Below are 25,393 nucleotides of genomic sequence, written 5' to 3'. Positions count from 1 at the left end.
CTCCCCATTTCTCTTTCTAAACAATTTTTTTGTTGCTCCGAAATTAAAATAGGTTTAAAAACATATCCTTATGTTCAAAACAGAAAGCACAAAAATGTATATATTTTTGATGATTCTCACCATTGCCGCTTTTTCCGGTCTGCAGGGATGGCGCACAATATTCAACAACTTCGCTGTGGAAACAGCGCATCTGAACGGTTTCAATATTGGTGTAATACAATCTGTCAGAGAAGTTCCCGGTTTTTTAGCACTTCTGGTCATCTACATTTTACTCTTTATCAGCGAACACAGACTGGCATCTTTATCAATAATTCTGCTCGGCGTGGGTATCGGTATGACAGGATTCTTACCCACTTTTCAGGGGGTTATCTTCACAACGATTCTTATGTCCTTCGGTTTTCATTACTATGAAACGCTGAACCAGTCCCTCACTTTACAGTACTTTACCACTTCCGAAGCTCCTGTTGTCTTCGGAAAACTGCGCTCTTTGGCTGCAATTACAAGTATCGGGATAGGTATAGTTATATTCTTTGTGGTCAATTTTTTAACATACAAAACCATTTTTCTGTTTGCAGGGATATTTGTTGCTTTGCTGGGTTTTATAACAATTTTCATGGACCCCACCAAAAAAGACATGCCGGCTCAGCATAAAAAAATGATTTTCAGAAAAAAATACTGGCTTTTCTATGTACTGACATTTTTTGCAGGTGCCAGAAGACAGATTTTCGTAGCTTTCTCAGTCTTTCTGCTTGTAAAAAAGTTTGACTACAGTGTAACTACTGTTTCCGCCCTTTTTGTACTTAATAATCTGATAAACTTTTTTATAAGCCCGCAAATCGGCAAAGCAGTAAACCGGTTCGGTGAAAGAAAAGTGCTTTCTCTGGAGTACGGCAGCCTTATTGTAATTTTCCTCGTTTATGCGTTCTCAGAAAGCAAAATTCTTGTGGGTATCATGTATATACTGGATCACATATTTTTCAATTTTGCACTGGCAATCAGGACGTTTTTCCAAAAAATGGCCGACCCCGGTGACATTGCACCGAGTATGGCTGTCGGATTTACAATAAACCATATCGCTGCCGTTATCCTGCCTGTATTCGGCGGGATACTTTGGATATACAATTATAAAATCCCGTTCATAATGGGAAGCGCTCTCAGCCTTATCTCTTTCGTCTTTGTACAGATGATAGACAGAGAAGTGGCAAAATAATATTACCACCTGTTACTGTGTATTCTGTCTTTTCTGTATCTGTCCACTTTAAAACCAGATTTATCAGAGTATCCGATTACTACCAGGCCAAGCGGATACACACTTTTCGGCAGATTAAATTTTTCTTTAAAAGCTTCCGCTCTCGATTCATTCGGATAAACTCCACACCAAACAGCTTCCAGGTCTACTTCCTGGGTTGCAAGAAGCATATTTTCAATTGATGCGGCACAGTCCTGAACCCAGAAACCTTTATGCTTTTCCAGAGATATATCGCCGCACACCAGTATTGCAAGCGGGGCTGAGGTGCTCATGCCGGCGTAAGGGTGTATTTCAGGGATTTCATCCAGGATTTCTCTTTCATCGATTACTATAAAATGCCACGGCTGTTGATTACCTGCTGAAGGAGCGCTCATTGCGGCTTTCAACAGTGTTTCGATCTTTTCGGTTTCCACAGGTTTGTCTTTAATAAAACTTCTTATACTTCGTCTTTTAAAAATCCCTTCAAGCAGCTGCATTTCCTACCCCCTTCATGTTTTTACTTTAATATAATATATTTAGCTTAATCTAACAACCTCAGCAGAAAACTTTAGTTGTATAATCGGATAATTCAATTATAATTGGACAGGTTTGGAGGGATTTTATGAATATTGCCATTTCAGGAAAGCAGTGCGCAGGAAAATCAACACTGGCGGAAATAATATCAAAGCATAACGGAGCCAAGCTCTGTAAAGTAATAGACAAGATTTATCAAATAAATAAGTTGTTGGGCGTTCCCCGGAACCGCGGATTCATGCAGGATCTGGGGGAATCGATAAGAAAATATTTCGGTGAAGATTACTTTGTAAAAGATTTGGCATCAAGGGTGAAGCAAAGCGGCTGCTCTTTTGTAACGGATGACATGCGCAAACAGATTGAGTTTGATACTTTAAAATCTGCCGGCTTTACAACCATCTATGTTGATGCCGAAGAAGGTATCAGAAGGAAAAGAGCCGAAAAACTGGGGCTGGATTTCAGAGAAGACCACCCGGCAGAAAAAGAAATCGAACAGTTGAGAAATCAATGTGATTTTGTTATTGAAAATAACAGCACTCTGGATGAGCTTGAAAACAGAATTACCAATATTTTAAAACTGTAAAGTAAGGTTCAAAAAAAAGACTGTTGAACAATTACCCTAACTTCCCACTCAACTACTTAACCACTTGTCCACTCAGCAAATATACTATTCAACTAATTCACTTTTCGGAAATTTCCACAAACAAGTCTTCCAGATCCTTTTTCTGCGGCTGGATGTCAACAATATCAAAATTCTCTTCTTTCATTTTCGATAAAACCAGGTCAAGGCGGGATTTCGATACATTAACACTGCTCAGTTCCTCACTAACCTTAACGGCATCATCCTTAAACTCAGCAGGCAAAATTCCTTCATCTCTGTAAATAATTCTGAAACTTTCGGTACTGTAATATTTAAGTTCCGTATCATCTATTTCATTATACATCCTGCCGTTTTTTATAATACCGATTTTTGTACAAATATCTTCAATATCAGGGATAATGTGTGAACTGAAGAAGATGGTTGTACCTTTCTCATTAAGCTCTTTTAACATATCTTTGAACAGTACCCTGCCCAGAGGATCCAGTCCGCTCATCGGTTCATCCAATATTAGAAGCTCAGGAGCATGTATTATTGCTGCTGCAAAACCTATCCGCTGAATCATTCCCTTGCTGTATTTTCTTACGGCTCTGTCAGAAGCTTCTGTCAACTCAACCCTTTTCAAAAGCTCTTTGCTTTTTTTATTGATTTCGTCACTGTCCATACCATGGGATTTTCCGGCAAATCGTAAAATTTCCCGGCCGGTCAGATTGTCCATAAAAACGGGATTTTCGGGTAAAAACCCGATTTTAGCTCTGGATTTTACATCTTTGGAATCTATACCGAAAATTTTAGTACTTCCTTTATCAGCTCTTATAAAATCCATTAGAATTTTAATAGTTGTACTTTTACCAGCACCATTAGGCCCCAGAAAACCGTACATCTCCCCTTCTTCAATATGTAAATCCAAACCGTTCAAAGCCTGAATTTTTTCTCCCTTATATTTAAACTGTTTAAAGATATTATCACATTCAACTGCCTTCATTTTTCTCACCCTTTTTGTTAGTCAGCTTACTGGTTGTTCTTATTTTACCCTTTTCATTGATATAAAATTCCCCGCCGTAGGGGTCCTGGGGAATTTTATCAAGTATCCCTTTTTCCACAAGCTGATCCAGATTTTCCGGTAAACTGTTAAATCGTTTTTTATGCTCACTCACGCCATCTTCGAGCATTTTTATCATTTTAAGCGCTTCCAGCCTTAATTTATATGACTCTTTGACAGCTTCCTTGCGTGCATTTTCATACATGTACTTCAAAAAAACTATCCCCAGTTCCGTTTCACCGCCTTCATAAAAATATCTCGCAGCAAGTTTTGTGAAAAGGGGGGAACCGCTGATTTCAGCTGCTTTTCTGAAATATTTTGCAGCTTTCTCATAGTCTTTCATAAAATAACTGTAATTAAATCCAAGAAAAAACGGTATTCTGTAATCCCAGATTCTGTATTTCATCACATATTTTAAAAGCGCATTAACTTCTTTCACCCTTCCAATGTCCCATACAAAAGCAGCCTGGGCAAAATAATAACTGTCTTCGTGATAGGGATTCAAAATAATAGATGTTTCAATTGTCCTGAAAAGATTGTAAAACTCAACTTCTTTATATTTTCTTTGCCTGAGCTCATTTACTTTGCCCCCATAATAAATAATAGATTTAAAAGTGAGATAATCCCCCATAAACCATCTGAATTCGCCCAAAACCGACTTATACAACTCTCCCTGGGGTGTGTATCCGAGCTTTTCCAGACCGGAACGCTGATTCATGTTTTGCTTGAACTCAGGCAAAAAGAGAGCAAAAACCACTAAAAAAACTATAAATATCAAATAAATCTTCTTCATATATTAAGTAAAATCCCTTTTATTAAAAATTATCAGAGTCAGGGAAAAAATCAGAGTGAAATAAATCAGAAAATAACAAAAAGAGAATATCACATCTGTTAAAGCTATATCCAGCGCATAAGTAGCATTGGCAACAAAATCCAGCCCGGAGAAATTCGGCAGGATATAGTAAACACCCTTTACAACAATTTCAAAAAAAGCTGAATAGTCAGCTGCAGCCTTCTGTAAAACATATTCATAAATTCCCTGGGATGCATTGCCTGCGATATAGACGGCAACGGTTGCAAAAAAGGGTACAAAAAAAGATGTGGAGAATGACGAAAAAAGAAAACCGAAAGCCATCACCAGTAAATATTTGAGATATTGGAAACAGAATGCTGTCAGAATATTTCCCCATAAAACAGGTAAATTTGATTCATACATTGCTGCAGATATTTTTATCACAATAAATGAAAACACAATATTCAAAAGCATCAGAATCAGCATTATAACAGCAAAGCCTGCAAACCTTCCGAGAATAAAACTTGTCCTGCTCACAGGATTGCCGAGAACTGTGTAGACATATTTGCGTTCTATATCACGCCAGACAGTGGCAACACCTCCGAAAACCGCCAAAAACAGCAAAATCGTGGAATTCAGCGTCAGAGACATCGTTATGGAAACCTCCTGAATCTGTCTCATGGAGAAAGAACTGAAAAAAGGCACAACTGCAAACACCACAATCAGCGAAACAATAAGCCAGAAAATTTTATCTTTAACACTGTTTTTCAATGTTTGTACGGCTATCAGACTAATCATATTGTTACTCTCCCGCTGTTAAATTAACCTCATTATTATCAAATAAATAAACTATTTCATGCAAAAAATCAATCACCCATTCAAAAGCGACTGCAAGATATTTTCAAGCTTCGAAAAATCAAAAGGTTTCAAAATACACTCATCAAACCCGTAATCCTTATAATTTTTCATTACATCATTTTCCGAATATCCGCTTGTGACAACTGTTTTGACTTTTTCGTCTATTTCCTTGATATCCTGGAGAATCTGCTCACCGCTTCTTGAGCCCGGAATGGTAAGATCAAGAATCGCAATATCAAAGATATTTTTTTGGAATTTCTCATAAACCTCGTCCTCACTTGCAGCTGTTGTCACCTCAAATCCAATCATTTCCAGATAAATACGCGAACTTTCCAATATTGGCGCCTCATCATCCAGCATAAAAATCCTCTTATTTTTAAAAACGTCTCTTTCTTTAATCTCATATTTATCTCTGACAATGGTATCATCATAAATATCAGTCATATCGCCGATATCTCTGTTTACAGGCAGATCCACTGTAAAAGTGGCCCCCAGTCCCTCTTTTGAATCCAATTCAATCGTACCGCCGTGCTTTGTAATTATCGAATAGGATGTTGCAAGCCCCAGTCCGGAACCGCCTGTTTTCGTAGTGAAAAAAGGGTCAAAAATTTTCTGCTGAGTTTCAGGAGATATCCCCTTGCCTTCATCTATAAACTTAATCCTTAGATATTCACCGGGATTCAGTTTTTTATCATCGGTAATATCAGCCTTTTCCACCTGTATCATAAGTTTACCGCCGTTTTCCATGGCATCCCTGGCATTAACTGCCAAATTTTGAAACACCTGACTCACCTGATTGCTGTCAACATATAACGGCGGCGTATCCGGTTCAAACTGGTAAACAACTTTTACATTCGAACCTGCCAAAGTAAAATCAACAGTATCCTTTATAATATCTTTGATCTGGGTTATTTTTTTTACAGGAGAACCTCCTTTGGAAAATGTCAGAAGCTGATTTGTCAGTTTTTTAGCCCGCTCAATAGAATTATCAACCTTTTCATATATTTTCTCAGCTTTCTTCTCATCATTTATTATTCTGACGAGTGAAATATTTGAACTTATTGCCGTCAGAATATTATTAAAATCGTGAGCTATACCCCCGGCCAATACTCCCACTGATTTAAGTTTTTCCATTTTTAGCAGTTCCTGCTGCATCATCTCGTTTTCCGTAATATCCCTGAAAACAATAACAACACCGATTATATTTTTTTCGTTGTCAAAAATCGGAGCTCCGCTGTCGGAGATGATATACTGATCCCCGTTTTTAGAGATAAGAAGAATGTCATTTTCCAGTGTGATATTTTTACCGCTTTGCAAAACCCTTTGATATGGGCTTTCAAGGCGTCTTCCCGTCTTTCTGTCAACTATATTAAAAACACTGTCTATATCTCTGTCTGCAGCCTCATTCCTTGAATATCCTGTCAACTCCTCCGCCACTCTGTTGATAACCACAATTTTTCCATTCACGTCGGTTGAGATCACGGCATCCCCGATTGAGCGGAGGGTTACACTTAAATACTCCCTTTCTTCCAGAATTTCTTTCTCGTACCGTTTGAGTTCCGTAATATCTCTGCCGAGAATAACCAAATTTTTTCTCTCACCATTTTCGTTAAAAATAGGAACTTTAAACATATCAAACACATTTTCAGTACCATCCGGAGAAACAATACGCTCCTCAGACCTGTATACATTCCCGCTCTTCCATGCTTCTTCATCAGTTTTCAGACAATTTATAAAAGCTTCTTTGTAGCAGTCGCCCACTAATTCAGCTAATTCAGCATCTGTCTTTTTATAATAATCAACATTTTTAAGAGAAAATAATTCAAGTGCAGCCTCGTTTGCGATAAGCCAGCGCCCTTTTTCATCTTTAAAGCAGATAAAATCCGGCGAAGCATTTATCAGTGCATTCATACGCTCTGCACTTTCGGCAATAGCTTTTTCCGCTTTTTTCCGTTTGGTAATATCCGTTGCCACCAGAATTATCGAATTGACAACCCCCTTATTGTCGTAAACAGGATTAATAGTAAATAAAGCCGGAAAGTTTTGCCCGCCTTTTTTCCGGAAATCCATTTCTCCTTTTATTCCGTCGTGTTTTATTTCAGAATTTCCCGAAATTATTTGATTAATCAGATCTTGGATACTTTCTTTTTCGGCTTCCGGGAACAGCTTTAATATCGACTTTCCAACAATTTCTGATGATTCATATTCGAAAAGCCTGGAAGCCCCCTTGTTAAAAATAACAATTTTCCATAAGTCATTTACAAGCTCGGCTTTTATTATTGCGACATCTCTTGCCGCTCTTAATATATCCAGCAGGTTCTTTTCCCGTTTTCTCAAATCCATTGTTTTTAAATAAACCTGCTTTTTCAGGCTTATATTCCAGTACCAAACCGTAATAACCAGTCCAACAAGTATCAAAAGAAATAAAATAAGATAGGGGATATATTTGACATAAGCAGGAGTCAGCTTTGTTCCCATCCATTTGTGCTCAATCTTTTTAAGGACTCCCGTATCTTTAGCTCTTCTCACCGCTTTGCTGAGGACGGAAACAAGAATATCATTGCCTTCGGCAACAGCCATGCAGTCTTTGCCCACATAAAGGGGATCTCCCACTATTTTTATTTCGTTCAGCAAATTGTTGTCTTTCAGATAGTGAATTACTATCTGCTCGTCAGCCACAGTAGCATCAGCTTTCCCTGTTAAGACCTTATTTGCCGCCTCTTCAAAATTATCAGTATACAGGATATTATAGTTGATGTTTTTGCTTGCCAGAAAATCCAGCGCATAATCTCCCCGCTGAATTGCCAGAGTTGCTCCGTTTAAATCCTCGCTGCCCTGGATTGTTGTATTGTTATCTTTTACAAAGATGGAAGCCGGAACCCGGAATATCATATCAGTGAATTCATATTTTTTATCTCTTTTGCGGGAATAAAAAAATGTGGTTATAACATCAGCCTCTCCTGACAAAACCATTTCCTTGGCGTTTGCGAAAGTCGTGTGTAGAAAACGGGGCTGAAAATTGTATTCAATCCCCATCCAGCGTGCCAGTTCAATACTCATTCCGGTTATCTGACCGTAATTGTTCACATATTCAAATGGAGGGTATCTGTTCTGGCTTACAAACGTAATTGTCTCTTTTTTCTCAAGATATGCCCTTTCCTCAGGGGTAAGCTTGTTTTCATGAAAACAGCCGCTTATAAACAAAAATACCGCAAGCAGGACCAAAAGAAAGAGTTTATTCCTCAAAATTTGTCTCCAAAAATATGCAAGTCTTTTAATTATACATCAAATACATCACTTGTAACAATAGACATCTGAATAAATATACCCGCATATATGTTTATTATATCACTTCACATGAAACAGTTTTCTCTTCACCACATAACAGTGGTTCATAGGAATGGCGAAAAATAAGAATTCAAGTATCGCACTTTTACTTTTTACTCGTCTTTGTTCACCCTGTTAAATATGAGCTATGCTGATTGCCTCTGGCATTTAACAGTTCAGGGAGTGCTAACAACGAGGCCAAAGGCCGTCATTGCGAGAAGTGCTAACGACGAAGCAATCTCGTATTTAAGAAGTATTCTCACTTACGGGACATGAGATTACTTCGGGACTTTGTCCCTCGTAATGACTCCCAAAAAACGTCTGGAATTCACCTTTAGGTGAATAAATAGAATGTTAAACATATTTACCAGTCAAAAGACTGGTGCTAACCGTAGGCATTCTTGCAAAGAGTCACAACGACGAAACAAACTCACAGTACGGTCATTACGAGCGTAGCGAAGCAATCTCGTATGCAGGTCATGAGATCGCCACGGGCTGCCGCCCTCGCGATGACGTTTACGGTCATTGCGAGGAGTGCTAGCGACGAAGCAATCTCATACTTGAGATTACCGCTTCGTCCGCCATTGAGCGGACTCCTCGTAATGACTTGAAAAAACGGAAATTGTTTCCCTACTTCCCCACTTCACCATCTCTCTACCTCACTTTTCACGCATTACGCATTACGCGTCACGCCTTACTGCCTTTTAAATAGTCAAAAAACTCATCTTCCGGCAAAGGCCGGCTGTAGTAATATCCCTGGCATCCGTTGCATCCGATTTCCCGCAGGAAGTCGGATTGGGATTTATTCTCCACTCCTTCAGCAACAACATTCAATCCCAGACTTTTAGCCATCCAGACTATACCCTTTATAAGGTTATTATCCTTTTCATTATCAGGAATATTCTGCAAAAATACCTTGTCTATCTTTATAGAATTCAATGGAAATTGTTTCAGATAGGCAAGAGAGGAATAGCCAGTACCGAAATCATCCATAGATATTTTTACACCAAGTCCGCTCAATTCTTTAAAAAGAGCAAGCGTAGCATCAAAATCCTTCATTGCCACATTTTCCGTAATCTCATAAACAAGATCAGTTGGTTTCAGCGAATATTTTTTCAAGGCATTCTTGGTTTTTGTCACAAGATTCAGATCGTTCATCTGTTTCACCGACAGATTTACCGATATTGTTAAATTTTCAAAACCTGCATCGTGCCATTTTCTTAAATTCTCACAACTTTTATTCAGCACATGATCTCCCAGAGTACCTATCAGTCCGCTTTCTTCAGCCGCTTCTATAAATTCATCCGGGCGTATAAAACGGGATGTATCCGTCTGCCACCTTGCCAGTGCCTCCGCACCAGTTATTTTTCCGGATGTCAAATCGACGAGTGGCTGAAAATACACTTTTATATCATCTTCTTCCAGAGCCTTGGCCAGTTTTGTAGTAAGAGAAATCTTCCTCTCCAGCCTGACTTTAAGATCGCTGTTGTAAAAATAATAATCATTGGCTCCCAGCTCTTTTGCTTTGTACATAGCCATGTCCGCATTTTTTATTAAGGATACAGAATTCCTGCCATCTGCAGGATAAACTGCAATTCCGATGCTTACACTTGTATACACTTCATGTCCGCCGACCTTCTTGGCAGAAGCAACGGCCTTTAATATCCTTTCAGTAACAGTAACAATACCGTTTTCATCTTCGATATCATTCAGTATAATGGTAAACTCATCCCCACCCAGCCTGGCAACCGTGTCAGATTCCCTGCAGCAATCCAGGAGGGTTTCGCCCGCCTTGATAAGCAAAAGATCGCCGATTTTATGTCCCAGCGTGTCGTTAATATTTTTAAAGTTGTCCAGATCTATGAAAAGAAGTGCAAACTTGCCGCCGTATCTTTCATGATGAGCAACCGCCCTTTTTAATCTGTCTTCAAACAGCTGTCTGTTGGGAAGACCTGTGAGCATATCGTGGGTCGCCTGATGCCTCAGTTCTTCTTCACTTTTTTTAAGCGAAGTTATATCATGCATAAGTATGATATAATTCATCACATTGTCGTTATCATCTTTCAAGACACTCACCGACATCCATTGGGGGAAGATTTCACCGGTTTTTTTACGGCACCATATCTCTCCTTTCCATCTGTCATTTTTTCTCACTTCAGCCGCCACTTTTAACAGATATCTTCTGTTTTCATTAAACGGCTGAATTTCCAAAGGTGAGAAATCCACAATCTCTTCTTCTGAATAACCCGTGGAATCAAGAAAAGCCTGGTTAACTTTTTGAATTTTCCCGTCAGAACTGACAATCATAATTGATTCTATGGTATTTTCAAATACACTCGCAAGAAGCTGAAGCTGTTTCTCATTGTTTTTACGCTCAGTGATATCTCTGAAAATACCTTCTATAATCTTTTCTCCGCCCTTTTCCACAAGACGCATGTTGGCCTCGGCAATTAACGGTTCTCCATTCTTTTTCTTAAGAATCATCTCATAGCCGTAAACTTCCTTTTCTGAATAAACTTTCTTTACCAAATCCTGATAAGTCTGTTCGTCATACAGAAGTTTAGAAGAAAAGTTCTTATACAAAATTTCATTTTTATCTCTGTAGTTAAGTAAACCAACACCGGAAGGACTTATAAGAATAAGTTCACCGTTTTCATTTATACAGAACTGAACATCCATAATATTTTCAAACAACGACCTGTACTTCTTTTCACTTTCAGAAATAATTTCACTGAATCTCAGCTGCTTAATATACGAATAAAGAATATAAATAAGAAGAATGGCAATGAATCCGCCGATAAAGATAGCTTTATTGGAAAAACTTGAAATATTCACCAAATTAACAAAAGAAGAATTGTTTAACGAAATTCTGTACACCGAGTTTATTTCACCGCTTTCCCACTGCCTGTGACACCGGGTGCAGTAATCCACTGTAACTACAGGAAAATAATAAGTAATTTTATCACGTCCGGCTTCTGTCAAAGGTCTGCTGATTTCTGCCGCTTTAGAATCTGTGGTTTTCAAAAATTCCTTGTTGGTGGAGTACACAACTTTGCCGTTTTTATTTATAAGCGAAAATTCCTTCACCTGCTCATACGTACCTATTTGTGTCAGTATATCTTCAAAAACTTTCATATTTCCCTTTTTCAGGGAATCATAAGTTGATAAAAAAACCGTATCTTTCAGATAACCCATATAGCGGTTGAGAGAACTTTCAACATCGCTTACCATCTTGTCCTTGGCAATGATTATAATGAGACACAAGAAGAAGACTATTACTGTCACAGGTACAAGAAAATGCAAATCAACGGAAAGTTGTCTGAAAAATTTTTTTATCCGCTTCATCATTTTTTATCTTTTTCCCTGTTTTTCACTTTTTTCTGCATCTCCCACCAGGTGATATCTTCCACCTTTTCAGCAGTAATATACATATCACTGTCAAACGGCCAGTCCGGATGAACACATCCCACACAGGGGGCATTGCTTTTAATACAAAAATTCGTATTGCCGTTCCAGTTCCGAATCGGGCAGTCTGAATATGTGACAGGGCCCCGGCAGCCTTTTTTAAGGAGACAGTTGGTTTTATCCTGTGCATAATCAGATAGGTATAAGTCCTGGCTGAAATGCTGAAACCTGTTGCAATGGTTATGAATAGTGTCTTTATAATATGTTTTCGGCGTTTTCAATTCCGTTATTTTTGGGATTTTTCCGGTGGCCGCAATATAGGAGATACTGCCCATAAGCCAATCAGGGTGTACAGGACAGCCGGGAATACGTAAATACGGCTTTTGAATATTCTGCATATCAAGGTATTCGATAATGGATACGGCTCCGGTTTCATTATTCACAGCTGCGGGTATACCGCCGTGCGAAGAGCATGTGCCGGAAGCCACAATTATAGAAGCATTCTCAACCGCAGGTTTTATAAATTCTTTTAAAGGCATACCCCCTATATTGCATGCGTTGGGAATACCCATTGGAATGCTTCCTTCAAAGACAAGAATATAATCACCGTTTTTTACTGTTTTTTCAAGCATTTCAAGGTAATCATAAGAACTTTCAAAGGAGAGCATGGGATGCACCTGAAGAGAAATAATATGCCTGATAAACTGCAGAAAGTTAGTTTCATTGCCATACATCATGGAGATCGAACAGCCGGCACAAACCTGCCCCTGAATAAAAATCACTTTTATCCTTTTTTCCTCAAGTTTGATAAAGCCGTCAAAAATATCAACTGCAAAAGCTTTATTGCCGAACAATAGCATGGATAGTTTTGCACTGTGTTGCAACAGCTGCCTTCTTGTTAACATAAACCACCTAATGTATTGAGCATGCCGTACACGGATCAAAACTCCTAACAATCCTTTCCGTATGCAACTTTATTGAGGCTTCATCGGAAGATTTTACGCCGATAAGCGCTTTTTCCACGATACCCTTCATACTACCAGTAGAAGGCCCGAAATTCCAGGTGGAGGGCATTACCATATTATACTCATCAATCCTGCCGTCCACCGTTGAAATTTTATGCATCAGATCTCCCCTGGCAGCTATGGAGGTTGCAAAAGCAGAACCTGTAATGTTTTGATTCGGATCCACAGTTACGATGTTGTCATCACCGGGTCTGTATTTTGAAATCAGATCAAACAAATATTTTAAAATTATTTTACATTCCACAACTCTTGCCAGCAATCTGGACATCGTTGAAGAAAGAACATCACCTTGATAATATTTCGCAGTTTCAGTAGATATTGTTTTATTGTGGCTTATCAATAGCCTTGCGATAGGGCCGGTCTCCATAGGAAGCCCATCATATCTAGGCGCCTTTATCCAAGAGTAAGCATGGTTCTTACCATAATACGGTTTCCCTTCATCATCATAATATGATGATGCAAGTCTTTCACTTATTTTGTTATAATCCATAGGATAGAGTTTACTGTCGTGTAAAACACCCTCTTTAAAAAGCGGCTCCCAGCTCATTGACAGTGATTCATAACCAAAGAAACGATCATAAGTTGAGCCTATACCGAAATATTCCGGAAAATATTCGCACAATATCTGCACATCAGCGTAATAATCCTGAATCACAAAATCTGCTGTTTCTTCCAGTACCTTGTGATATTTATACAAAGAATCCAGTGTAACATCGGTTGTAATACCGCCCGGCAGCAACGCCTGGCAGAAAGGTGTTTTTGCTCCGAGTATTGCAAGTCCGGAAGCAGCTTTTGACCTTACATCAATAGCTTTAAAATAATTACGAACCATTCTGATACACAAATCTTCGTTCCGGATGAGCTTTGCATTCTCTTTCCTTTTTAAAAAAGGGTTGGAAGGGCGGGTTATCAGCTCTTTTATTTTAAGAAGATTTCTGTCCGATCCCGAATACTCACTGATAACATTAAAATCAACATAGTCAGGAAGACACAGATTATAAAAATGAATGATGTGATCGGTGATAACGTGCAAGCCCAGAATCAAATCCCTGAGAATCAGACCGTTAAAAGGAACATCCACTTTGTACAAATTTTCAATAGCTTTTACCGAAGCAACCCCGTGCACCTCATGGCATATACCGCATACCCTCTGGGTAATCCTCGCAGCATCAAACGGGTGCCTTCCATGGAGAATTTTTTCAAAACCGCGGTACATTTCGCCATGAACTTTCGCATCTTTGACTGTACCGGCTTCCTCTTCCACACTGATTTTCAGATGCCCCTCAATGCGGGTGAGAGGATCTATTTTCAAATTTTTTGACATAAGAATCTTACCTTTTGATGAAGCAAAATATGACTCAAACAATGAGGAAATTGTACAATTTATAACATTTTTAATCAAGTCACATAGTTAAAGAAACAAAAAAAGTCCCCGGTCTGGCCGGGGACTTAATTATTTGCATTAGCAAAAGTTTTGAATCATTATAAATTTTCCACCTTACCCCCTGATTTAGGGAAAGTAAGGTGGGGTACCTATTCAAAACTCCGTTAGTCAGTTTAAAATTTCAAACGAAATACAGCCTGACCGGAATAAGATTTATAGTCAGAGTTCATTTTTATTCCCGGTACCAAACTAAAAGAGTAACGTTTTCCAATTTCTATACCAAGCTCTGCTTTACCAACAATGGAGAAATCACTTATATCCTGCTCAACTTCCACTTTTCCGGAATTCAAGTTAGCCAGCTCCTGATCAACCGATATATCATTATCACCGGCTACCTGCTCCAGTCTTACCAGCGCTCCCAAGTAAAGTCTGTTATTGGATGATGTTCTCCAGTTCTTTTCACCGGAAATTCCCGCCATCAGTGTTGTATAAGAGTTGCTCTCACTGCTGTATTTCTTATCCCAGGCTGAATCTGATGCATCTGTTGTAAAACTGTCAAGTTCCCAGCGTGTCATTTCAGCACCAACATTAGGCATAATTTCCCAATCGCTGCCAGCAATTCGGTAACCTACAGTTAACCTACCTTTAAGACCGTTACTGTCATAGTCTGCGTCTTCTGTTAACTGATAACTTGGTCCGGTATACCCTGTATAGTCGTGATTTGTCCGGTATGCCATAGCTTTCAGACCAAAATACCAGGGAGAACCGTATCCTGCCAGTCTGTCGAGATTAATACCCAGAGAATAGAATGTCTGATCTTCTTCATCGGATCCCTGAATATCAAAATCAAGATTTCCTTTTGCATAGCCGCCGAAAACTCCAAAACGCAGTCTGTCTCCGATTCCCTTCTCATATCCCAAAACTAAACCTGTTGCGGTACTATCATAAGCTAAATCATCACCTTGCAAACTCTCATAGAAAGGATAAAGATAGACAGCATCTTTATTTTCCTGAGGACCAGCCTCATTGCCACTTAAATATCCCAGTGACGAGCCTGCATCAGTTGCTGTATTGTCGTTTTGTTCGGCCTGTGCATAATACACTTTGGTACCGGATGCAAACAATCCGCCGGAAAATGAACTGCCTGAGAGTATCCTGTCAAATATCGAATCTGCTATTATTCCAGTGTTTGTAACACCAAGGGAAGGAGTTGAATTTTGTGGATTATAGTCAAAAACAACGCCGGAATTCTCTCCCCTGTCACTGCCATACCATGAAACACCTATTTCAGGATTGGTAAACCCTTTATATAGTTTACCGAATTCTCCCGAAACCGTACCATTATCATTCTCAATGAGATAATATGGACTGTTGAAGCTTAAATCCGTTCCGGTTCTTGCTATAAGCCCGGCATCATTCAAATCGAGTGTTGAGTTATTATCCATGTAAATAGGTCTTTCATCCACACCCATCTGACCGAAAGTAATTGCAAATTTATCCTGCAGTCTTACGGATGAGTCTTCTCCGATTCTCAGTGTACGAATATCTGAATCAGCCTCAGGAGCGCTGCTCCACAGGTTTATCATACCGGTATTGGATATGTTAACAGTGTCTCCGGGCGCGCGTACAACATAAATGCCGGAAACATTGTCTACAGAGTCTGCCTGCTCTGCATCAATTTTTACAGAAATCAAGCCGTTATTTTCGATAGTGGTGTTATCTGTATCAGCGGCTACCATTCCTGCAACCTGATTTATATTTGAACCTTTACCACCGGTAACTGAAACTCCAATGTGTCCGTTGTTCACAAACTCAGAATCTCCGCCTAAATATATTCCAGTTATTCCTTCAATATTAATAGTCGAATTGTCACCTGATGCATCGCCGGCTCTTACACTTGTCAAAACAGAGCCTGTATTTTCAGCATTTTTTACTCCTGTTTCAAAACTCAAACCACCTACACCGGAAATATTAACTGTTGAATTATCTCCCGCAGCGTCACCTGCTGAGGCTACTACAGATATTTCCCCTGAGTTTGTAAGGTTATCAACGGAGGAATTAAATTCTCCTCCAAATATACTTTCTATTTCGGCTGTAGTGTCATAGCCAAGCGCACCTCCACTTTTAGCTACAACATTAATATTTCCTGAGTTAGTAAAGTTATTAACACCACTATCACTACCCGGCGTTACATCCATAAATGCTCTTACTGACCTGTATCTTGTCATAACTCCTATTATATTAGCTATATCAATATCAGAATTATCCCCTGAAGCTTCACCGGTTTCAGCGTTAACAGAAATAGTGCCGGTATTTGTAAAGTTATCCACCTTTGCATCAAAACTTGTACCCGCAACATCCCAAATATCCACATCTGTATTGTTACCTGCAGCATTACCTAGTTTAGTGTCTACTGAAATATCACCCGTATTTTCAAAATTATTTACCATGTCCGAATAGGCATCAAAATTCGCACCGGTAACACCTTCAATTCCAACAGAAGTGTTATCTGCAGCAGCATTGCCACCCAGTGAACTGACGGAAATTAAACCTTCATTTATAAAATTCCCAAGGCCGCCGTAATATCCGGAGCCTACTAAAATCCCCGTTAACCCACCAAGGTCAACTCCTGATTCAATTCCTGAAGCGTCCCCCGCTTCAGTATTTACTGAAATAGTACCGGTATTTGTAAAATTATCCATATAGGAGGCCACACCAACTCCGGCTGTTTGAAAAATACTTATATCGCTATCGTAGCCGGAAGCATCGCCGGTTCTTGCATCAACCGTAATGTCACCATCATTAACAAAATTACCAACACCTCCGGTTTCCGGATTCATACCTGCCAGGACTCCTAAAACCCCAGAGACACCCACACGGGAATTATTATCCATAGCGCTGCCTGCCTCGGCAGAAACAGCAACTGTCCCCGAATTTTCAAAATTGTATAATGTATTGCCAAAAAGCACTCCATACACAGGAAAATATGGGAAGTATGTTCTTGACACCTTCAACGAAACCTCATCTATTGAGGCACCCCCTACTTTCATTCCAGATGAACCTACTAAAACAGCTGAACCTTCTCCTGTTGCGTTACCAGCTGATACTTCTGTGACAATACTTCCCTCATTTGTAAAATTACCCACTTCACCGAGAAAACCCATACCAAAATCAGACAAACCTACTATTGAGTCTATTCCTGTTGCACTGCCTGCTGAGCCCTGAGAAATCATGGTCCCTTTATTTGTGAAATTGAACACTTTGCTGTAATCAATCCAAACTGAATTTGCCGTAAAAACACTTACCCAAGATTCCTGTCCGGCTGCATCTCCAGCTTCAGCAGAAGCGGAAATGGTGCCGCTGTTTTCAAATGAGCCGACATGTAAACCAGATGATGGAACTTGTTGTACAGTTCCCTGTAATTGAGGGATATTTGAAGGAATTGAATCTGTGTAAAATACCTCTGAAGTGCTTCCTATATCAACTCCCAGCACATGACCTGCGTAAATTTCAGAATAATCACCAATAGCGCCACCTGCTTTTACAGAAGCCTCTATATTGCCGGAGTTGACAAAACTGTTCACATCAAAATCATTTCCAATATAAGCTCCATAAGTTCCTGCATTAATATCGTTTTTATCTAAAGCAAATACATCAGATGTTCTAACTGTACTGCTGTCACCGTTTGCATTCCCCACAATATTTTCAACCACTATATTTCCCGAATTGTTAAAATCACCAACATTGCCCGAAAGCAAAGTTCCTTTAATGTTGTACGATTCAGCATTCGAAGAATAGCCATTAGCATCACCGGTAGTGGTACTTACTATAACACTACCTGAGTTATTAAAATTATTCACATCACCATATACTGATGCTCCGGAAACAGTGTCTATACTGACGTTAGTTTCATTATCATTTGCACTGCCTGTTTCAGCACTAACAGTAATATCTCCTGAATTTTGAAAGTCATTAACACCATTAACAGAGGCTCCTGACACATAACTTATGAAAGAACCGGATGAAATATTGTCAGCATTACCGGTTTGAACATTAACATCAATCAAACCTTCATTACTGAAATCGCCCTCATTAAAATAAGAAGAAACTCCAACAACTTCGTCAACATATGCATAAGAATTATAGCCATTAACATCTCCGGTTAAAGCGCTGACTGATATTTGTCCGGAGTTGGTAAATGAATCATTTAAACTATCAACAAATATACCGCGAACATACTCAATATAAGATTCAGTGTAATTATCATTGGCATCACCGGATTGAGCATTAACATCTATAAAGCCGGAATTTTCAAAACTCTCCACAAAACTTAAGTATACTCCATTAGCATCATAAATGTATGAATCGCTATTATCGTAACCATTAGCATTCCCGGTCAAAGCGCTGACTGATATTTGTCCGGAGTTGGTAAATGACTCAACTGCACCATTTAAATTAACTCCGTAAACAACATCAATATACGACAGTCCATCATCAAAACTGTTGGCATCACCGGTTTGAACATTAACATCTATTACTCCTGTGTTACTAAAGTCAGCATTGACAAAACCAGCATTAATACCGTAAACATTTTCTATCCCATTATATGTGTAATATCCTTCATTAAACCCCAATTTTGCATCTACCGATATTGTTCCGGTATTATTGAAGCTTTCTATCAATGAACCTAACTCTACACCTATAACATTATCAATATAAACATCGGAGTAAGAATCCAGGTTTCCTATTCCATTCCCGCCTTCAGCAGAAACGGAAATATTGCCGCTGTTCAAAAAATTATCAACACTACCGGTCATATATATCCCCGATACTCCCTCAATATCAATATAATTATTTGAATTATTGTCATTGTTATTCCCAATATTTGCATTAACAATAATATCTCCTGAGTTGCTGAAACTATTCATATCAGCATCACTGAAAACACCTGTGGCAGATGAAGTTAAGTAGCCGTCGATAGAACTTCCAGCCTCTGAAACAGCAGATATAACTCCCTCATTATTAAACTGTGTAACATTATCCCTAAGATAAACACCGGTAGCAACAGAGGAATAATTGTTACCATCTGTTACATTTCCGATACTGCTGTGAGCACTTATACTGCCGCTGGTAGTATTATGGAAAGACAAATTGTCCACGTTAAGCCCATACACACCGTAGGCTTTAGCGCTTTCATTATCGCCAACAATTTCCGATGCGGTGATATTATCAGAATTAGTATACAATCCTGATATACCCGTAATGTTATCCCCGTAGTCGACAGCAAGAGCTGTACCCGATAAAAATACAAACAAAAGCACTCCCAAAAACATTACCGATTTTCGATAAAATCTACGTTTCATTTTCTTCCCCCTGTTTTTATAAGTTACTGTAACTTAATATATATACATGCACACCTTTACGGCTGCATGTTTCCTTCCTCCCTATTTAATTTTCAGGAATAAATGTCACATACTAATTGGATATTTATTTATATTATACCATCTTAAAAAAAATTATGTCCAATATTTTTCAATTTTTTTTAAATTTAACTTATTATCTCAAATTTTGCAAATATGCCTACGGCTAACACCAATCTGAAAGACTGGTAAATATGTTTAACATTCTATTTATCCGATCATAGCTGATGCTATGCAAAAAACTGTCACCTCGACCGAAGCGGAGAGGTCTCTATCGTCAAACAACTTAATATCATACCCCACCCAACCTCCCCTAATTTAGGGGAGGAGCTTTATCTCCCCTCCTATCAAAGAGTTAGGAGGGGATTAAGGGGTGGTAAAATTTATAAGTATACATTATTCAAAAGTTTCACTTTAAGGTTTCTCCACTCCACTGAGCACTTAAAGTTTAAGTGCTCGGGTGTAAATCTTTACCATATGAAGCTATATGGTAAACAAATATGCAAATGTGCTTACAATGATAGTTTTGCAAAATAAACTTTGCCCGTCTGAAGCCGCACTTACTGAATTATCCAAAGTTCTCAAAGTGATTATTTTAATTTATCTCCAATGCACCTATATCAGATTGCAAATTTGCAGGCCTCTCAAAACCAAGCTGGTCATAAACAGAAATGCTATTGTTCAAGGTATTTGTCAGAATATCCATATAAATATTTGAATTTTCGTTTAAATATCCCGTTGAAAACAAGCTATCCCAGATATTTCCGTTCAGAATACTTTCATCATAACTCAAGCTGTAATTATCATGCATATATTCGCGAAGTTTCTGCCAAAATAAAATATAAGGATAATTACTAAGATTGGAAGGCCAGGTTTCTGCAGGACCATAGAAATTCACATTATCCAAAGAAGTAATGGAATTATTGTCAGGATCTGTATAATGCTGAATTCCTGAAGTATCAGGGTCTATATCGTAATTCAAAAGAAAATCCTCAAAAGAAGTTATAAAATTATTGGTTAAGTTATCTACTTGCAGATAATTTTCCAGCCTGTCTAAAAATATACGTAAGAAATCGCTGTCTGCAGTGCTGCCCGACAAATTATATTGACCTTCTACATAATTCACCGAATAAGTGTCAGGAATTTTATCCAGGGCATTACCGGCGGGCCGGTAATAAAGTATCACAGGCCCACCTGCATCAACACCTTTTGAGTTGATTATAGAAGATTCTTCAATACCTGTTGTCAGATTAAGCACCTGACTCATATCAACACTGTTTACATCTCCCACTTTCGGATAATGTATTCTGATCAAAGATCTCCACAAGTACTCTCCTACAGGCACTAAAATATGATCAAAATTAACTTTACCAAACAAGTTGTAGCCACCGGAAATAAAAGACAGCAATGAGCCGGTGAAAATGTCTTCGGCTTTTATTGTACCGTTATCATAATGCAGTTTATTTCCGGCAACTATAGACTGGCTTATCTTCATATCTTCCACAGCGTGAGCGTTTCCTATGGTAGCTGCAATACCGCCGCCGCCTATATTCGGTTTATTCAAATCATCTATTCTAAGTTTCCCACCTACTTCATTATTCACAATTGTGGAGCTTTTTATTTCCATATAGCCGTTTGACATGTAAATGCCGCCGCCACGCCAATAACCCATATCCAGGAGAAAGGGTGGAAGGTATGGATAAGGCTCGGCGAGATTCTGCGTTACAGTTGAATTAACCACTGTAATTTTTTTCTGATTACCTATACTGCCGCCGTCTGAATATATTCCACCACCGTAAGCAAACATCCCCTGAATAAGATTACCGGAGATACTTGACCTTTTAATTATTGAATTATCGGAATACGGATCTATGCCTCCGACAGAATAAACTCCACCTCCGGCTGCTCCGACACCAACAACCTCATTACCGCTGATAACCGAGTCTTCTATCTTAACGATATTTGCATATACTCCTCCGCCAAAGGCACCCCTGTCTCTTGCCTGGTCAAAATCCCCCAGACAACTGTTATGGTATATCTTACTGCCGATTATTTTCGCCGTTCCCCAAACTGCCACACCGCAGCCCCGGGACAATGTCCATGGCTGACTTTTCGAATCCAGCTTTTCGGCTTTATTATTACCGCCGGTAATGGACACATTTTTCAAAACAAGATCACCATATACTGCCAGTACTCTTGCATATTTATTATCAGAAACTCCATCCCATTTAAGTGTTATTCCATTTGTAAGATCTGATGCATCCAGAATTAGATTTTTTCGGGCATACAGCGCAGATTTACCGTAATCCCGGTCAAAATACCCTTCGAGATATGATACCGGCCCGCTCGGCTCCATTCTCATCCCCATAACTTCACCTTTTAATATGGTATGATTATCTGCAATTTTATTCAGATAAATTACTTCACCGTCCAAAGCCTGGTCAAAAATAACAGGCTGATTACTGTAAGCATTGTTTACAGCTTCACGAAGTGAAATTTTGTTATCGGAAGGATTTATTGTATCTTCTGTCGTGGTAACAATAATAGGCGGCGGTATTGAAGAATATCCGGGAGGTTTCTCGTAACTTACTACAGCATTGTCTCTATCACTGTAACCGTCACCGTCTTCATCCTTGTAATAAATGTTAGATAAATCATCAGAGATATTTTTCCCGGTAATATCATCTAAATTAAAACGAACATTTTCGTATATAGATTCTATAAAGGTCAAAGAACTGGTATTATCATCGGGGAGTAAATCTTCGTAGCTTTTACCCGGCTCTGCATGTTTAAAATAAATGTTATGTTCCAAAGGGTCAAAGTGAAGAAGGTCATCCGAATTTATCACATCATCACCCGTGATATCACTGCTTAGTAATTTTTCGGAAATTATGTTTAAATCTCTTATTAAATCATTTACGCTGAGATACCCTATATCCAGCCTGCTTTGCAGAAGTCTGTAAGCTATCTCTGTTAAAACATTAACAGTGATGTTGCCAGTAAAAGAGCTTTCCGTTAAGAAAGCCCGAATCTTTCCACTGTTTTTAATAATATCAGTAGTGTTTACAATTCCGTCATCGTTGGGATCAATATCGCTGCCTCCATTCACCTCTACCAGGTAAAAAGAACACGAATTATTATCAGAAAAGGAGAAAATACCTGTCTGGTTATAACTGTTGATGTTATAATCTGAAGTATTGCCAGCAAAAACAGCAGCAGATAAATTATCTGAACAATAAACATTTACATTTGCATTACTTAATGGTCCCAGAATAGCTCTTCCGGTTACCTGAACTGCGGAAGCAGCTGGAGCTTCAGGCTGTATATTAGTGGAATCTGAAGATTCTCCACCTGAACCACCGCAAGAGTAGAGAAACAACAATAAGAAAACAGCTATAAAATAAGATAACTTTTTCATGATCAACTCCACTTTTTATTTTTATTTTAACATATTTAATCAAGTTTCGCACTTAGTTCGATTTTGAGAGGATGCCTGTGACCAGAACCAGTCTGAAAGACTGGTAAATATGTTTAACATTCTATTTTTCCGCCCATAGCTAATGATGTGCAAAAAACTGTCACCTCGAGCGTAGTCGAGAGGTCTCTATCGTCAAACATCTTAATATCATACCCCACCCAACCTCCCCTAATTTAGGGGAGGAGCTTTATCTCCGCTCCACCGAGCACCGTACTGAGTGCTCGCTTCCGGTCGAAATGGCAGGTTGAGACTTTTGACTTTTGAATAAGTATCCCACATATTCGGGGACTTAAATTTAAGTGCTCAGAACTTTATTGTTATTTTATAAGAATACTGGGAGTGATATCTTTTCGAAAATATGAAAAGATATTACTTAACTTTTTAATTATTCTTTTGCCGATATTGTCTTTCGAACCCAGAAAAGACGGGCAATTACAGCAAGTAAAAACAGGATATTATTGTTTTCACTACTACCGGCAATTGAGCATCCACCGCCTCCGCCGCCGCCTGATGAGAGTTCTGGGGTAGTAGTTGTGTTATCAGTTGTATTGTCCGTTGTATTATCGGTAGGGCTTGTTCCGGCATCGTTAGTCGCATCACCTGTATTATTGTTGGTAGAGTCCGTTGTATTGTCATACCAGTCAATATTTACAGTTGCTCCGGAGCTTGCTTTCAGACTTAAGACAATATTTTTATACCTGTATTCCGGCAAATCAGGATCAAAAGAGCCCATTTTAATGTAATTTGTTGCAGTTTGACCACATGAGCTTGAGCTGTTCAGAGTTATTTCAGCATGTCCAGCTCCATCCAGGGACCAGCCTCCACTGAAAGTTGTATCTGCTAAGTCTGTCTCAAATTCATCCCTGAAAGCATCGCTGTATTTACTAATAAGACCAAGAGAATCCGGTTTTGCCAGATATTCGTTATATGTTGAAAATATAAATGAGCCGGGTGCATAAATATCCACCCAGTCGCCGTAATTACTGAAAGAAGAGGCATCCTCGTTTTCATTTAGAGAACCTACGGCAGTCACGTTATCATAACCGGCAGGATAATCTTTCGTGGTTTCATTATCATTTCCGGCGGCGGCAAATACGTAAATCCCATTGTCTATAAGCTGTTGTATAGCATCTTGTTCCTCACTTACAAAGGTATTCCCGCCAAAGCTCATATTTACAAATTTTATATCATACCCCTTATTCTTAAGCTCCAATATTTTATCAATAGCACTGAGTTCGGCAGAAAAATCTATATTAAGAGAATTATCACATGTAATCTTCATATTCAGAATTTTTATATTGTTATTCACGACACCCGCTACTCCAAAATTATTATTTGTAACAGCACCTATTATACCGGCAACATGGGTTCCGTGACCTATATAATCGTAAGTATCTTCAATATTTTCTGTAGGGCAAAAATTAAAACCAAAATTGCCGTAATCTATGCCAGTCAAAAGATTGCTTTGCAAATCCGGATGATTCCATGCAATCCCTGAATCCATCACAACTACGATAGGGGGTGAGGTATTACTTTGCTGTTCAAAGTAGTCCATCCCTTCCGGCCAGTCGATGTCGGAATCATTTGAAGCATCCAAACCCCATTGAACATCAAAAAACTCATCATCGGGTTGAAATGAAGATGCGCTATCAGGATTTGTGCCACTTAAATATTTATAAAAATTTAGTTTTTTAACATCACCTTTCGATGTGGTTATAGTTTCGGAATTATTTAGTAAATCCTGTTCGGAATATGCCCCAAAATAACTGTACCCCAAAGCAGCAACTGCGGTGACAAAAGGAGTAGCCATAGAAGTCCCCGACTCCATAGCAAAAGCATCGGGAGCATCACTGGCAGAAACCCTTACTGCATCAACACTTGCCGTATCACCGGAAGAGCCTTCAAGACATATTCTCAGAGAAGTAGAGTTAAGATTCTCCATATAAGAAGGCATGGGTAAAACTCTGTAAATGTAATCCATCTGAGAATAACCGGACTGAGTAGTCAAATCAACCCAACCGCTTAAGTTTCGAATACTTTTCAGTTCTCTTTCAGGGGGATTTATTTCCTTTATCGTCGAATTATCGAAAAGAGATTCTATCACTTGTCTCTCACCGGATAAGTATACATTGTCTCCGATTGTTATAACCCTCACACTATCAGGGACAATTAAATCCGGATTTTCCGAACCCGTATATTTAAACAACACATTTTCGGCAAAGACATTTAAAGCAATCAGACAAAAGAAAACAATCAGAATTTTACGCATTTTAAACTCCATAACAGCGTGACATTATACAA

Annotated in this window: 13 protein-coding genes; 2 read left to right on the top strand and 11 right to left on the bottom strand. The window is 38.9% G+C overall.

The window, feature by feature from the left end; genetic code table 11:
* Positions 1-70 precede the first annotated feature (70 nt).
* Positions 71-1,210 (top strand): MFS transporter, encoded by a 1,140-nt coding sequence (locus UMU13_RS08735; protein ID WP_328218487.1) that lies wholly within the window; start codon positions 71-73, stop codon positions 1,208-1,210.
* Between the two features lie 2 nt (positions 1,211-1,212).
* Here UMU13_RS08735 and UMU13_RS08730 read toward each other — a convergent pair whose 3' ends face one another.
* A complete protein-coding gene (locus UMU13_RS08730) occupies positions 1,213-1,725 on the bottom strand; it encodes a nitroreductase family protein (RefSeq protein WP_328218486.1) in 513 nt (170 codons plus the stop codon).
* Positions 1,726-1,850: 125 nt separating this feature from the next.
* Between UMU13_RS08730 and UMU13_RS08725 the strand changes: the two genes are divergently transcribed.
* On the top strand, positions 1,851-2,345 hold the full coding sequence (locus UMU13_RS08725) for a dephospho-CoA kinase (RefSeq protein ID WP_328218485.1): 495 nt from the start codon (positions 1,851-1,853) through the stop codon (positions 2,343-2,345).
* Between the two features lie 97 nt (positions 2,346-2,442).
* On the opposite strand, the gene UMU13_RS08720 is transcribed toward UMU13_RS08725, so the two are convergent.
* The 10 genes from UMU13_RS08720 to UMU13_RS08675 all read right to left on the bottom strand — a co-directional run bounded on the left by UMU13_RS08720 (position 2,443) and on the right by UMU13_RS08675 (position 25,361).
* Positions 2,443-3,345 (bottom strand): ABC transporter ATP-binding protein, encoded by a 903-nt coding sequence (locus tag UMU13_RS08720; RefSeq protein WP_328218484.1) that lies wholly within the window; start codon positions 3,343-3,345, stop codon positions 2,443-2,445.
* Positions 3,332-4,195: a hypothetical protein gene (locus tag UMU13_RS08715; RefSeq protein ID WP_328218483.1), complete on the bottom strand. Its 864-nt coding sequence runs from the start codon at positions 4,193-4,195 to the stop codon at positions 3,332-3,334. Before UMU13_RS08715 ends, UMU13_RS08720 begins: the two co-directional genes overlap by 14 nt.
* A 3-nt stretch (positions 4,196-4,198) precedes the next feature.
* Positions 4,199-4,993, bottom strand: a complete 795-nt coding sequence (locus UMU13_RS08710; RefSeq protein ID WP_328218481.1) for an ABC transporter permease subunit — start codon at positions 4,991-4,993, stop codon at positions 4,199-4,201.
* Positions 4,994-5,065: 72 nt separating this feature from the next.
* Complete coding sequence (locus tag UMU13_RS08705; RefSeq protein WP_328218480.1) at positions 5,066-8,299, bottom strand: PAS domain S-box protein; 3,234 nt, start codon at positions 8,297-8,299, stop codon at positions 5,066-5,068.
* A 768-nt stretch (positions 8,300-9,067) separates the two neighbouring features.
* A complete protein-coding gene (locus tag UMU13_RS08700) occupies positions 9,068-11,728 on the bottom strand; it encodes an EAL domain-containing protein (protein WP_328218478.1) in 2,661 nt (886 codons plus the stop codon).
* Entirely contained in the window at positions 11,725-12,690 is a 966-nt protein-coding gene (locus UMU13_RS08695) for a hydrogenase small subunit (protein ID WP_328218476.1), read from the bottom strand. Before UMU13_RS08695 ends, UMU13_RS08700 begins: the two co-directional genes overlap by 4 nt.
* A gap of 7 nt (positions 12,691-12,697) precedes the next feature.
* The gene (locus UMU13_RS08690) at positions 12,698-14,134 is read right to left on the bottom strand and encodes a nickel-dependent hydrogenase large subunit (protein WP_328218475.1); all 1,437 of its coding nucleotides are present in this window, start codon (positions 14,132-14,134) and stop codon (positions 12,698-12,700) included.
* 233 nt (positions 14,135-14,367) lie between these two features.
* The gene (locus tag UMU13_RS08685; RefSeq protein ID WP_328218473.1) at positions 14,368-19,557 is read right to left on the bottom strand and encodes an autotransporter outer membrane beta-barrel domain-containing protein; all 5,190 of its coding nucleotides are present in this window, start codon (positions 19,555-19,557) and stop codon (positions 14,368-14,370) included.
* 652 nt (positions 19,558-20,209) lie between these two features.
* Positions 20,210-23,032, bottom strand: a complete 2,823-nt coding sequence (locus UMU13_RS08680; protein ID WP_328218472.1) for a CSLREA domain-containing protein — start codon at positions 23,030-23,032, stop codon at positions 20,210-20,212.
* 445 nt (positions 23,033-23,477) lie between these two features.
* Positions 23,478-25,361, bottom strand: a complete 1,884-nt coding sequence (locus UMU13_RS08675; protein WP_328218471.1) for a S8 family peptidase — start codon at positions 25,359-25,361, stop codon at positions 23,478-23,480.
* Between the last annotated feature and the right edge of the window lie 32 nt (positions 25,362-25,393).

The organism is Flexistipes sp. (genome assembly GCF_036172515.1).
GTDB lineage: Bacteria > Chrysiogenota > Deferribacteres > Deferribacterales > Flexistipitaceae > Flexistipes.
Note: the sequence above shows the minus strand (reverse complement) of the source record. Positions and strands in the feature narration are given on the sequence as shown.